The sequence below is a fragment of the Oxynema aestuarii AP17 genome (genome assembly GCF_012295525.1).
Taxonomy (GTDB): Bacteria; Cyanobacteriota; Cyanobacteriia; order Cyanobacteriales; family Laspinemataceae; genus Oxynema; species Oxynema aestuarii.
Genome location: NZ_CP051167.1, coordinates 5,665,048 through 5,678,743 on the forward strand (window position 1 = coordinate 5,665,048; position 13,696 = coordinate 5,678,743).

The following is a 13,696-nucleotide window of genomic DNA, read 5'->3' on the forward strand; positions in this document are numbered from 1 at the left end:
TGCAGATATAATACCATTTTTGAAAAATAATGAGAGACCGAGGGGAGGGACACGGCACTGCCGTGTCCCTACAGGCGATCCATCTCGATCGAGTTTTTAGAAAATTGGTATAAAATAGCAGCAAAGCCTCAATCTTTCACGGTCTCTCAATCCCGATATTGTTGCCCTTTATTGTCTATAGCCTCTTCCGTTACAACCAATTCCCTACCAAAACATACGGCCCCCAATAAATCGGGTGTTGATATTCGGGAATCTTCAATAAATTAATTTGAGCTTGTCGTAACGCTTCGGCTTTGGTCAGGGTAGAACGGTTCAGTTGGCGGTAAAATTCGACCATTAAAGGAGCGGTAGCGGCATCGTCGATATACCATAAAGTAGCGAGGGTACTGCGCGCCCCGGCTTTAATGGCAATTCCTGCCAAACCGAGGGCGGCGCGACTGTCGCCACTGGCGGTTTCACAAGCGCTGAGAACGAGTAATTCGATCGCCTCGTCGCTGCTGCTAGTGCGTTCGCGAACCCGCAATAAGTTATCGAATTCGTTGACATTAATGCGCTCGTCCCAAGCAAGAATAAATGTATCTTCGGCTTGAGAACTAAATTGACCGTGAGTGGCAATATGGACGATTTCAAAAGGAGTTTTGAGGAGACTTTCTCGCAGTTGAGACCGGGTAAAGTTTTCGTTGAGTAAGAGAAGTCCGGGTAGGGTTTGATGGATTTCCCGGATTTCGGTTTTGACGTAAGGAAGGGCGGAAAACCCCGATCGCGCTTCGCTGATTCCGGCGGTGAGGGCTTTTAAGTTCGACTGTTTTAAAGGATTGGGTTTGAGAATTTGCAAGCCGGGAGTGAGGGCGATCGCGTAATTTTCGATCAGGAACTGTTCGCCGTCGTAGAGGGTTGACATGGGAATGTTGCGAAACAAGCCGTCGGGGACGAATACGAGGGTTTGAACGTCGGCGGCGGCGAGCTCGGCGGCGATCGGTTCGATCAGCCATTGATACACTTGATTGCCGTATTGTAAGTAATTAAAAGAGCTACGTTTGACTAAACTTTGACGCAGTCGGATCAGGGTTTGTTCGACTTCAGATTTAGCAACGGCGTGGCTGAAGTGACGCAAAGGTTGCCCGGGAAGGGAGACAATCGTATGCAGGCGGTTTTCTAAAATCAGGGGATAAAAAATACTGGCGTGGGGGTCTACGCGATCGATTTCCACGGGTTGGGTGTCGAGACAAGCATCGCGAAAGAAGTTGTCGAGTTCGGCAAGTTGGAGGGCTTCGACGACTTTGAGGGCCTGACGCAGACGATCTTGAGTGGGTTGACGATCGCCCTCACCTTGTAGCAAAATGCCGAGGAGTTCGCGGTAAACGGGTTCGACGCGATCGCGGAAGGAAAACTGCACTTCGCGATTGACGGTGACCAAATCGTAACGAATGGCTTGCAGGGATTTCACCGCTTCGCTGTAGGCGACGATCGCCCGTTCCCGGTCGTCATGGGCGATCGCGAGGCGTCCGAGTTGCCACTGCCAGCGATAGGCGATATCGGCGGCATCGATTTGCTGTGCTAAGAGCAATGCGCGCTCGGTGAGCTGCCTCGCGTCGGCAATTTGACCATTTTGCTCGTAAAGATGGCCGAGGCTGCCTAAAGCGTGGGAGAGGGCGCGTTTGTCTTGCAGGTGTTCGGCGGTCCGCACGGCGTCGGCGAACAGGCGGGCGATCGCTTCTTGGGGTAGGGGGGTTCGCGTAGGATCTCCAATGGAGAATCGCCGATCGAACTGTGCCAATTCGCTCAAACTTTGGGCGAAATTAATCTGGGCGTACACTTGAGATCGTCCGGGGTGCAGGCGATCGAGCTGTGCGGGAAGGCGATCGATCGTTTCGGTCACGATCGCTTGTGCTTGCGCGTCGCCCCCTTCTAACAGGCGAATGGCGATCGCGAGGGCATTAAGATCGGCTTCGACGGCGACGCGATCGCTGGTGGCGGCGGCGTCTCGGTAAGCCTGCAACGCCGTGGTCAGGTCGTCGTCGGCGCGGGCGGTATTGCCCAAATCGAGCAGGATTTGGCCGATGAGATCGCGGCGTTGCTCGCCGGATAATTGTCGGGCGAGGCTCAAACTACTTTGCAAGACTTGGCGCGATCGCTCCAAATCGCCGACCAAACGCAAAGCATTGCCCAAAGCGCGCAAACTCTCACTTCTCAGGGCGAGGTCCGGTTCGTTACTGAGCCGATGGTGGAGGGCTTCGAGGCGATCGCGCGATCGCCGATAAAAGCCCAATCCCTGCAAGGCTTGAGCCAGGGAGATTTCGACGCGATCCGCAGCGAGACGATCGCCCGCTTCGCGGTAGGCGGCGATCGCCGCTTCCCAGGTGTCCGCAGCGCGTTCGAGTTGTCCCCGGTCGAACTCCAAATGACCGCGCGCGTTGAGCGCTTGCGCCAGAACCCGCCTTCGCGCTTCCGGGGGGATTTCACCGGAATTGACCAGGCTCAAACTGCGGGCGATCGCCATTTCGGCGCGCTTCCACTCCCCTAATTCCCGCCAGGTCGTCCCTAAATTACTCAGGGCGATCGCGACGGGGGTCGGATCGCGACGGTCCGCACGCGATCGCGCCGCCTCTTGCCACACTTCCACCGCTTGCTGAAATTGCCCGCGATCGTAAAATAGCCGTCCCCGTTCGATCCATCCCGGGTTCGCCGGATCCGACGCCGACCCACGGAGACTCAAAGGCCCCGCGATCGCCACCATACAAAGGAATCCGAGCATTAAAAAGGATTGGAAATCACGGAAAAATAAATGCCGTTTTCTTGCCACGTTCGATCTCTAGAATTGATATCGACAAGTGGAACCCCCCAATCCACACGAGCGCGTAATTTATCGCTCAACTGCAGTTGCAATCCCATCCCTAATGACACTAACGTATTGGAATCCGGGTTTTGCTGACCGTCGGAATTCCACGCCGTACCGACATCGATAAAAGGCGCCAGATGTACCATAAATTCTCGCCCTCGGGTGCGGTAAAGCGGAAGGCGCACTTCTGCGGAGGCAAAGGCGCCGTTATCGGCGAGCAGGGCATCTTGACGGTAGCCGCGCACGCTTTCAAAACCGCCCAAGCCGAATTGTTCCAGGGGGACGAGGGCTTCCGGACTCAGTTGCACGTCACCGCGTAGCAACAGGGTCGCGGCCCCGCGCGGATCCCCCGTTTGTCCGCCGAGTACCCGCAGCCACTGTACCTGTCCGCGCCACGTCAAAAAGCGGCTGTCCGGTTCGGAACTGTTGACCGTGGCGTCAAACCAACCGACGCCGAGGCTGAACTGCGATCGCGCCGCCAACACTTGGCGAGAACTGCGTTCGGTCCATTCTTGGAAAAAGCGTAACGCCGAAATCCGCGTTTCGCCGTCGTCGTCGGCCCCGGGAGAGAGGGGAAAATCGACCCCGAGGAGGGAGGTTTGACTCGATCGCCGTGCGGCGGTCAACCCGAGGGCAAATTCTCGGGTCGGGGTTTCTAAAAACGGTTGGCGCAAGGTGACTTCGCTGGTGCGCGATTTGGCTTCGATATCGACGCGATCGAACGGCGGCTCGATAATTTCACTCGACGTGCGACTGTGGGAAAAGTTGAGGGTGCCGTTACGCGAGTTAATCGGGAAGGTGTAGTCGAAATCCCACTGGTCGCTGCCTTCCGTGCGCGCGTAAGCGGCTCCAAAGGCATCGCCAAACCCGAATAAGTTGCCGTGATTGAGGTTAATTTCTTGCCGGAAGGTGCCGACACTCGGCGATCGCCCGTTATCGATTTTGAACTCGGCCCCGAAGGCGCGCGCTTCTTCGATCTGCACTTCGAGCAGGTTTTCCCCGGTGCGCGTCCCGGCGGACAGTTCCGCCGATAAATTTTCGATCAGGGGGTTGAGTTGCAACAGTTGCAACGCTTCGAGGAGTTCTTCGATATTGACGGGTTTTTGACCGGCCCGTTCCAAACGAGAGCGGATGTAGTTGGGACTGAGACGATTGGTTCCACTCACTTGGATCTCTTCGAGTCCGCCTTCGACCACTTGGATTTTGACGATCCCGTTTTCTAAGGTTTGGGGCGGAATTAAGGCCCCAGTGGTGATGTAACCCCGCTCGTTGTAATATTCGGTGACTGCGGAACGCGCTTGCAACAGTTCTGCAAACGATAAGGGGCGATTGATAAAGCTGGAAAGCAGATCTTCTAATTCTTCATCGCTGAAAATCGTGCTACCGAGTACCTCGAAGCCATCGACTTCGATGGTCGTCGGAATCTCCCCGGTCGCATCCGGCGCCGCGTCCGGATCGGAGGGGGATACGCTGGGCGGTCGCAACAGTTCTTCCGGCGGCGGTAACAGTGGCGGTTGTTCCGGTAAGGGTTCGGAGGGGGGTAGGGGGTTGGGAATGTCTGTCGGTACGTTTTGGGCGATCGCCCGCTCCACCGAGGTTACCGATGCGACCAACATGATCGGGAGTGAGAAAAGAGAGGAAAGCTTAAATAAAGGATGGCGCCCGTTTTCTAAGTTCAAACCGATCCGGTTTAAGGATCGATCCCCGGTTTCGGTTGGGCTTTGCCGCCGCCGAACTAGAAAGGTCGCCAAAAACTGTTGTGTTGGAAACATCTTAATTTAGTACACTCAAGCAAATGAGTTGGATCGGGTTGGCAAATTTAATTGGTAGATTGGTTCGCTCCAATTTTATGCATCTGCACCCAGCAATTCACTCTATTTTAGGTCTCGATTCCCTGGTTAGAGACAACAATTATTGAAAATTAAAATATGAGGTTTCTCAAGCCTCAGCCCGGATCGTTTTTTTCTATTTCATTAAAACTTAACCGGGCGATCGCGCCGAGACCCCTCTAAATTTTTCGGCCATTGCCACCCCATTGCGGCCATCCTACCCGACAAAAATAACTTTAACCCTTTCTTCCTTCCTCTGTCACGATCCGGGCGGGCGATCGCGATTGATTCCGATTCCCGTTTGTCGATAAATATAAATCTTTTGAGGGATGTTTTATTTATATTTCAGGGTTGATTTGAGAAGATATAGCGATCTAATTGAGTCGGTGTTCGCAGATAAAAGCGAGACATAGAAAACCCCGACAGGCGATCGTTATCTGCCTTCTCCCTCTCGTTCTAACTGCTGCACGAAGGCTCGATGCGCCGGACTGGCCAATCCCGCTTGCAACGTCGCCATCAGTGCCCCCATCTCTCCCGCCAGGAGTTGGGGAACCGCCAGCCACAAGCCCGGAAAGACCCCACTGCGAACGATCCCGTCTCCGTCGGGAACTCGGGAAATATACTCTTCTCCTTCCAAGCCAAACCAATCGAATTTTCGATCCATCACTTGCCATACCCAATATTCCCGAACCCGATTGCGTCGATACACTCGTTTTTTATCGCGCAAGTCAATCGAAGCCGTACTCGCCGCAATTTCGACAATTAATTCCGGTGCCCCTTCGATGTATCCCTCCTCACCGAGGGAACTTTGACCGCCAGAGGGGCGATCGATGAGTAACACCGCATCCGGTTGGGGTTCGTTGTCGAGATCGAGACGCACGCTCGGATTATCGCCCAAACGCACTCCCGGCGTCGCCATCTTGTAATTCCAAAGCCAACCGATTATGTTGGCATCAGGTTCGGCATGGGCTTCAAATCTCAAAGGTGAGGCCATGTAAACAATTCCTTCGATCAATTCCGCTTTTTTCACGGAGGGCATTGCTCGGTAACGTCGCTCGAATTCACGACGGGAGAGCAAATCGCCATTTTCGAGGATCGGCGGAGTTTGAGGATGAGAAGGGGTGAGCGAAGTCATCGGTTGGAGGGGTTCGCTATCGAGATCGGGTTCAATTCAGATTATCTTAGCCGTTGAAGGGCGGCAAATGCCTCGGAGCGAGCAAAATCGGCGCAATGGCTCACAAAGCGAGCGGGAATTTCCGATCGATCGCCCCAGTGCAAGTGCAGGTAAGAGGCGTGCAGGGTTTGAGAAGTTCCGTGCCATCCTTCATCGCCGAGGGGTTGGGGGCGATCGTAACGGGATTTTTGGAAGATGGGGGAGTGCGGTTCGCGGGTGAGGTGCGATCGGTGAAACTCGTGGGCGCAAACGGTTTCGCCCTTTGCCAGGATCGGTGTCGGCTGAAGGGCGATCGCCTTGCGATAACCGAGAGTCAAGCGAGAACCCATTTGGGCCGTTGTCGGTAAAATTCCGACCATCGGCCAGCTTTGCCCGTCAAAATCGACTAAATGTTCGCACAAATACATCAAACCGCCACATTCGGCATAGGTCGGCATTCCCGCCGCGATCGCCCCCCGAACTAGATCTCGCAGGCGGTCGTTGGCGGCGAGGGATTCGGCAAAGATTTCTGGAAAGCCCCCACCGAAGTATAAGCCGTTCGTTCCTTCGGGAAGGCGATCGTCGGCGAGGGGACTCCAGGAGACTAATTCAGCTCCGGCGTCGCGCAGGCGGTCGAGATTGTCCGGATAGTAGAAACTGAAGGCCCGATCGCGCGCTACGGCGATCGTCACTCGCGCAGACTCGGCGATCTCCGCCAGGGCAGGGCAATCGCCCCTAGGGGTTCGGGCCACTTGTAATAAGGGGAAGAGTAAATCCCAGTTAAACGACCGGGCGGCGAGGTGGGCGAGGCGATCGAACAGGGCGTCGAGATCGGGCAGTTCGGCAGTCGGAACTAAGCCGAGATGGCGGTCGGGAATGGCGATCGCGTCCTGGCGGCGCAAAATGCCCAAAATCGGCAATCCCAAGGGTTCTAGGGCATTTTCGAGCAGTTCGCAGTGACGATCGCTCGCCACTCGATTGAGTATGACTCCGGCGATCTTGACGCGCGGGTCAAAATGGCAGTAACCGTGGGCGATCGCCGCTACGGAACCCGACAGACGGGCGCAATCGACGGTCAACACTACGGGTAAATCGAGCAATCGGGCAATATGGGCCGTACTGGCAAAATCGCCCTCGGGGCGATCGCCGTCAGGAGCATTGACGCCGTCAAATAAGCCCATCACCCCTTCGACTAGGGCAAATTCGACCGCCGGGACGTGGCGATCGAAGCAGCGACAGACGTAATCGGGAGACGTCAGTACCGGGTCTAAATTGCGACAGGGACGCCCGGTGACGTACTCGTGAAACATCGGATCGATATAGTCCGGCCCGACTTTAAACGATTGAACGGAAGATCCTTGGCGTTGTAAATACGCCAGCAGTGACAGGGCGATCGTCGTTTTCCCCGCCCCACTGCGTTCGCCTGCAATCACTACAGCCATCGATGAAGTTCTCTTGATTTGCACGCGATTCGTCGCGATCGACGATCGCTCCTCTGTTATTCTCCCATTAGCGTCGCCCCCGGCGCCGGACGAGCCCCCGGCGATCGCGGGACGATTGTTGAAAAGATGCGACGAACCGAGAAGCTCTGGTCTTATCTTCTTCTTTGTTAAATCCCGAACCAACTGTTTCTAAATCCCCCAAAAACCTCCTACTTTAGCTATGAATTAGCAGTGGTTTAGTAACAAAACAAAGGGCTGCTGGATAGAAATTGAACATTGAACGTCGCGATCGAGCGGTCATCTTAGACAATCGGGATATCAATTTTTGCATATCGGAACAAAGAATGACAATTGAAATCGTTCCCGATCTTCCACTATCCCCCCAATTTTGTTTATGACAATAATCAAGATTAACATCGGTAAAAATGCTCCGGCAGAATGTTTCCTAGCCTGACATTTTCCTTTTCATTGGTTAAACTAAAATAACACAATTCCATCTCAACCCTTAACGCTAATCAGTGGATATGAAAGCTAACTATACCCTCAGTCAATCCTTAATTGCCGCAGACAGTCCCTCAACCGTAGACTTACTGATTACCTTTCAAGGATCGGAGTCGGATCGACAGAACTTCTCTCGTCGTCCCCTGAATCTTAGCTTAGTCTTAGATCGTTCGGGATCGATGGCGGGAGCTCCGCTACGATATGCCATTCAAGCTGCCCAAAATCTTATCGATCGCCTCACCGATGATGATTTTGTTTCGGTGGTAATTTATGATGACATCGCCGAGGTAATTATTCCCCCACAATTAGTGACTGATAAAGCCGCCATAAAAACCAAAATTGGTAAAATTCGCGCCCGGGGCTGCACCAATTTAAGTGGCGGCTGGTTATTGGGATGCAGTCAAGTTCAAGCGAACCAAAGTCCGGAACGGATTAATCGCGTCTTACTTTTAACTGATGGATTGGCAAATTATGGGATTCGAGATCCGAAAGTGCTAACCAAAACAGCCCTAGAAAAAGCTGAGGCGGATATTGTCACCACAACATTAGGGTTTGGTGATTCTTTTAACGAAGATTTACTGATTAATATAGCAAATGCCGCCCGGGGAAATTTCTATTTTATTCAGTCTCCCGATGACGCCTCCCAAGTGTTTGACATTGAGATGGAAAGTTTGGTGTCGATTGTGGCGCAAAATCTCAAGGTGAAGCTACAACCGGAAGAATTTGTTGAAGTTGGTGAGATTCTCAATAACTATCGTTTTTCCCAAGTGGGGAATACGGTAGAAGTTCTCTTGGGGGATGTGTATGGCGTCGAACAAAAGCCCTTAGCGATTCCCTTAACCGTGTCGCCGCGATCGCTATCGGGAATGACGACGATTGCTACGGTGACGTATGACTATCAAACCATTGTCGAAGGGAGTATTCAAGAGATTAGCGATCGGTTTTCCATTACCTTAACCGTCGGTTCAGAAGCAGAAGCCCAAGACATCGAACCCGATCCGCAAGTTTTAGAACAAACCTCTCAGTTAAGAATTGCCAAATTGAAAGATGAAGCTGTTTCTCTTGCGGACAAAGGAAACTTTGAACAAGCGGTGGTTAAGCTGCGAGAGACAATTGAGGAACTCAAACGCAAGACATTAGATGAATTCTTTGATATTGCGGAAGAAATAGCCCAACTGGACTACTATGCCCAATGTTTAGAAAATCGAAAATTCGATCGCGCCATCCGCAAAGAAATGCGCGATCAATCCTATCAAACTAAAACCCGCGATCGCGAAGATTTAAAGTTACGGGGTACGACAACAGGTGCAGCCAGTGGGTTAGAGGTAACAACGAATCCCGATAGCGGTGTTTTAGTTAAATGCGAACGGGTGGGAGGTAAGCTACGAGTTCGAGTAATTTCTGAGGGATATAATTCGGATTTAAACGTGCAGTTTCCTCGCAGTATCCGCGAACAAGATGTTACCTATGTCGTGGATGAAATCACCCTATCTGCGAATGGCACATTTTATCGCGCTTCCGGAACGATTCGCCGCCTCGTTAAACCGGGTGAAGAAAAAGTATCTACCCAAAAAACCGCTCAAAAAGGGAAAAAACTACAAACCGCTAAAGCCCAAGGAACGGCGACCGATCTGGAAACCACCGATACGGTCGGAGATGGCGTTTTAGTTCAGTGTATTCAGGACGGTAAAAAACTGCGAGCCAGAGTGGTTTCGGATGGCTATAATCCTGACTACAACATCCGTTTTCCGCGCAATATCCGAGAGGAAGGCATCTTATATGTGGTTGATGAAGTGAAGGAAAATCCCCAGGGAGGGTCTTATATTGCCTATGGAAAAATCCGCCGATTAGTTCAGTAGTGGTCAGCACCCGGTCACTGAGGGGCGGGATTCTGACAGGTTTTCCTTTTGTTTTGCTTAATTACAGCACTCGGGTGTCTGATGAGCTACAGTGCCGATCCCCCTATCCCCCCTTCGCCCCCTATCCCCCCTTCGCCCCCCTTTCAAAGGGGGGTTGGGGGGATGGTTGGGGGGATTTCGGGGGCAACGAGCAAAGTCCCCCTTATCTAAGGGGGATTTAGGGGGATCTAAATGTTTTGCATAGCAGAGGAAAATGCTGTAAGTCGCTGCCATTGTGGGAATTAATCGAGCCTGAGAGAGATATTAACGCTTGCTGTTGCCTCAACTCCTGTGGCGGCGGCTATCCACCGAGGATAATGGCGATCGAAGGGTGACTTATGGTAGCTTCGAGGGGCGATCGCCCAATTGCCAATTACAGTATCATCAACCCCGATCGCCGCGATCGGGACAATTTACCCCTTCCCCTTGACCTTCTCCTTAACTGGAGACTTTACCCTAGAAAAGCAGCCTGAATTGAACCGGGGAGGTCACACCATGAAACGCAGACAATTCTTAACCCTGAGTGGTTCGACTGTCGCCGCCGTCCTCCTCAGTCGTTGTGCCTCCAATAACACGACCCAAGCGCGACCGTCTCCCACGGTGATTTCCTCGAAAGGCGGTTTGCTCGATGTAGACTTAGAAGCTCTTTCGATGAATACCACCCTCTCCGGTCGTCAATTTCACTTGCTGGGCTATAACGATCGCATTCCCGGCCCACTTTTACAAGCCCAACCCGGCGATACCGTGCGCCTGCGCTTCACCAACCGCATCGGTCAACCGACCAACCTGCACTATCACGGCTTGCACGTTCCGCCGACGGGCAACGCCGATAACGTCTTTTTAAAAATCCCCTCCGGAGAAACCTTAACCTATGAATTTACCCTGCCTGAAAACCATCCGGCAGGCTTGTTCTGGTATCATCCCCACTATCACGGTTACGTTGCCGATCAAGTCTTTGGCGGTTTGGCAGGCGCCTTTATCGTGCGTGGCGAACTCGACGAAATCCCCGAAATTAAAGCAGCAACAGAACACGTCCTCCTTCTCAAAGATTACGATCCCGACGCGGGCAGGATCGGCAGTCGCGCGACGAGGGGCATGATGGGCGCTCATATGGCGCAAATGAGAGGTCGCGAGGGCGCCGTCGTCACGGTCAACGGCGAAATTCAGCCCACTTTTAACCTCTCTGCCGGGGGATTGTTGCGGTTGCGCCTGCTCAATGCGTCGAGTTCTCGCTTTTACCGTCTCTCTTTAGAAGAACATCCCTTTTATTTAATCGCTACCGATGGCGGTGCTATTGCCGAACCCGTGGAATTGCGCGAACTGCTGCTTTCTCCGGGAGAACGGGCGGAGGTTCTGGTACGTGGCGATCGCGAACCGGGCCAATATCGCTTACTTAATTTACCCTACGATCGCGGCGGCATGGGCATGATGGGCGGCATGATGGGGCGCGGCCCGGGAGGTTCGGCGAATGTGACCGAAACCTTAGCCACCATCACTTATCACGGTCAAACCGACGTTCTCCCCCTTCCCAAAACCTTAATTCCCGTAGAAACCTTGCCGGAACCGACACAAACCCGCCGTTTTCTGCTCAATCACGGGATGAATCCCGGTCGAGGAATGGTTTTTTTAATTAACGGTCGCGCTTTCGACCACCAGCGCATCGATACAACTGTAGGACTGAATACGGTTGAAGAGTGGGAATTGATCAATACTGGAGTGATGGACCATCCCTTCCATCTCCATACCAATCACTTTCAAATCGCTAGTGTCAATGGCACGCCGCCACCCTATCGCGCTTGGAAAGATACAGTATTGGTGCCGTTCGGCCAAAGCGTTCGCATCCGCATTCCCTTCCGCGACTTTGGGGGGAAAACGGTTTATCACTGCCATATTTTAGATCACGAAGATTTGGGAATGATGGGAATGTTAGCAATTCAAGATGAAGTAGCGATCGTCAAATAAATCCTAAAATTGATGTCAATTTATCTCAAAGCGTATCGAACAAACCAATAAGTTTTCAGCCCTGTTTTACAATGAAGGCGCGCCGATATCATTACCCGTCAGCACCCCACTCTGAAGAACGGGGGCTTCATGCCTCTAGCTTCAGGTCGCTGACCCGCCTAGATCCTTTGAGGACTAAGTTATTGGCAAGGGTCAAAGACCTACCTTGAAGTGCTTGCCAGCTTCAAGCTCTAGAACCGAATCGTTCAACGGTCCGACGAGGGGTAAGACCGTGCGACTTGGAAAGTACCGACCAATAACATGGGCGAGGCAAACATCACCCCGAAAGGGAGTTTTGGAGATAACCCTCTCCATCGGAGGGGCAACTCTACCCCTCCACAGTTATCCGATGGAACTCGGCGCTCTGATGCCGCTTGAGTCGGTTTTGTTCCCGGCTCTCAAGAGACAGGGCGTCCAACCATCCAGGAGATTTACGTGAGGTCAAGATCGTGGCTTATACCTGCAACCTAGGAACCGGACAACAAGTTTATCTCGAAAATCAGGGAGTACAAACCGTTGTCACCCTCGTCAGCAGCAGTGCAGGACAACAGCAGCAAGCGAGTAACGGCTTTTCTACCGGATCGTGGACTGCCCCCCCATCCCTGTACCGAACCCCCAATGGTTTTGTCATCCAAATTGACAGCGAAAGGGGTCAATATTTCGTGCAGCTTCAAAGCGGTGGCGCGATGAGCATGATGAGTTCTCAACCGTCTTTAAATAACGCTCAAACTCTGCAAGTTCAACAAGCATCGAGTGCTTCTTTTTCTGGGTCTTCCAGTCAGCCGATGGAACCCATGAAGCCAATGGAATCGATGCAGCCGATGGAACCCATGAAGCCGATGGAACCCATGAAGCCGATGAAAATGGGGAACATGGAAATGCAGACCAATCCCATGCAAATGAAAATGGGAAATATGGAAATGAAAATGGGCGATTCTTCCTCGGATCGATCGCAACAATCCGGGCGTCATTTCTGTTCTCAATGTGGGGCGGCGGTGAAACCGGACGATCGCTTTTGTGCTAATTGCGGTCATCACTTAAATTAGAGAATCCCTAGGGCGATTATCGTTAACCTAGGGGAATTGAAGGAGAGGCGATCGCCTCAACTCAGGCAAGGTTAGAATGAAATATTCTATCAATTGAGGATACGTTGGATACGTTTAGGATACGGGGTTGAGCGATCGCGTCATGTCTTCTGCTCTCGATTACGAAAAAATTGCCCATCTTTACGACTCTTATTTACACTTCGAGAACGATTTACCTTTCTTTCTCGAAGAATGTCAAAAAACGAACGGTTCGGTCTTGGAATTGACCTGCGGAACTGGACGAATTTCGATTCCTTTGTTGGAAGCTGGGGTCTCCTTGACGTGCGTAGATGCTTCCCCGGCAATGTTAGAGATTTTCCGACAAAAAATAGCAGGAAAATCCCTCGATCCCGCGATTATTTTGGCCGACATGGCCGATCTCCAATTAGACTCGAAATTTGATTTGGTTTTGCTACCGTTCCAAAGCTTTCACGAACTCCATACCGCCGCCGAACGAGAACGAACCCTCGCCGGAATTTACGATTGTCTCAATCCCGACGGACGGTTTATTTGTACCCTGCACAATCCCAAAACTCGCCTTGAAGCGATCGCGCGCGGTACGACGGAGTACGGACCTTTTCCTCGCCTAGATGGGTCGGGTTCGGTGCGTTTATCTGTCGCCTTAGAATATGCAGCAGATACGGGAATTGTTAGTGGGTTTCAAACGATTTACGAATTAGATTCAGGCGATCGCATCATCGCAGAACATCGCGTTTCCATTCGATTTTCTCTGATAGAATTAGAGGGGTTTCAAACTCTCTTAAAATCGATGAATTTCTCGATCGAAACGATTTATGGAAACTACGATCGCTCTCCTTTAATTACAGAAACCAGCCCTTACGCGATCGTTTGTTCGTGTAAATGGAGCATGAATTAGTTTTTTGTCGTTGCGAGTGACCCTAGCTGTCACTTCTCCTTCCCACACAAGGAAAAACTTACCGGATCCTC

General features: G+C 52.2%; 9 protein-coding genes. 5 read left to right on the plus strand and 4 right to left on the minus strand.

What is annotated here, in order from left to right:
* Positions 1–190: 190 nt before the first annotated feature.
* The 4 genes from HCG48_RS22650 to HCG48_RS22665 form a co-directional block, all read right to left on the minus strand.
* On the minus strand, positions 191–2,803 hold the full coding sequence (locus HCG48_RS22650) for a CHAT domain-containing protein (RefSeq protein WP_168571200.1): 2,613 nt from the start codon (positions 2,801–2,803) through the stop codon (positions 191–193).
* Positions 2,755–4,455, minus strand: a complete 1,701-nt coding sequence (locus HCG48_RS22655; RefSeq protein ID WP_246259708.1) for a ShlB/FhaC/HecB family hemolysin secretion/activation protein — start codon at positions 4,453–4,455, stop codon at positions 2,755–2,757. Before HCG48_RS22655 ends, HCG48_RS22650 begins: the two co-directional genes overlap by 49 nt.
* A gap of 646 nt (positions 4,456–5,101) precedes the next feature.
* Entirely contained in the window at positions 5,102–5,803 is a 702-nt protein-coding gene (locus tag HCG48_RS22660; RefSeq protein ID WP_168571202.1) for a Uma2 family endonuclease, read from the minus strand.
* A gap of 41 nt (positions 5,804–5,844) precedes the next feature.
* Positions 5,845–7,263, minus strand: coding sequence for a cobyrinic acid a,c-diamide synthase CobB (locus tag HCG48_RS22665; protein WP_168571203.1), 1,419 nt, complete (start codon positions 7,261–7,263; stop codon positions 5,845–5,847).
* A gap of 524 nt (positions 7,264–7,787) precedes the next feature.
* Between HCG48_RS22665 and HCG48_RS22670 the strand changes: the two genes are divergently transcribed.
* The 5 genes from HCG48_RS22670 to HCG48_RS22690 all read left to right on the plus strand — a co-directional run bounded on the left by HCG48_RS22670 (position 7,788) and on the right by HCG48_RS22690 (position 13,625).
* Entirely contained in the window at positions 7,788–9,623 is a 1,836-nt protein-coding gene (locus tag HCG48_RS22670) for a vWA domain-containing protein (RefSeq protein ID WP_168571204.1), read from the plus strand.
* Positions 9,624–9,939: 316 nt separating this feature from the next.
* Positions 9,940–10,092: a hypothetical protein gene (locus HCG48_RS22675; protein ID WP_210437112.1), complete on the plus strand. Its 153-nt coding sequence runs from the start codon at positions 9,940–9,942 to the stop codon at positions 10,090–10,092.
* A gap of 65 nt (positions 10,093–10,157) precedes the next feature.
* A complete protein-coding gene (locus HCG48_RS22680; RefSeq protein WP_168571206.1) occupies positions 10,158–11,624 on the plus strand; it encodes a multicopper oxidase family protein in 1,467 nt (488 codons plus the stop codon).
* Between the two features lie 488 nt (positions 11,625–12,112).
* Complete coding sequence (locus HCG48_RS22685; protein WP_168571207.1) at positions 12,113–12,709, plus strand: zinc ribbon domain-containing protein; 597 nt, start codon at positions 12,113–12,115, stop codon at positions 12,707–12,709.
* A gap of 142 nt (positions 12,710–12,851) precedes the next feature.
* Positions 12,852–13,625 carry a class I SAM-dependent methyltransferase gene (locus HCG48_RS22690; protein ID WP_168571208.1) on the plus strand — a complete coding sequence of 258 codons (774 nt, stop codon included), beginning with the start codon at positions 12,852–12,854 and terminating at the stop codon, positions 13,623–13,625.
* Positions 13,626–13,696: the final 71 nt, after the last annotated feature.

What these genes read in the sequence shown, in the direction of transcription:
- HCG48_RS22655 (WP_246259708.1), bottom strand. Translation starts at nt 4,455, where the DNA reads ATGTTGGTCGCATCGGTAACCTCGGTGGAGCGGGCGATCGCCCAAAAC.
- HCG48_RS22660 (WP_168571202.1), bottom strand. Translation starts at nt 5,803, where the DNA reads ATGACTTCGCTCACCCCTTCTCATCCTCAAACTCCGCCGATCCTCGAA.
- HCG48_RS22665 (WP_168571203.1), bottom strand. Translation starts at nt 7,263, where the DNA reads ATGGCTGTAGTGATTGCAGGCGAACGCAGTGGGGCGGGGAAAACGACG.
- HCG48_RS22670 (WP_168571204.1), top strand. Translation starts at nt 7,788, where the DNA reads ATGAAAGCTAACTATACCCTCAGTCAATCCTTAATTGCCGCAGACAGT.
- HCG48_RS22680 (WP_168571206.1), top strand. Translation starts at nt 10,158, where the DNA reads ATGAAACGCAGACAATTCTTAACCCTGAGTGGTTCGACTGTCGCCGCC.
- HCG48_RS22690 (WP_168571208.1), top strand. Translation starts at nt 12,852, where the DNA reads ATGTCTTCTGCTCTCGATTACGAAAAAATTGCCCATCTTTACGACTCT.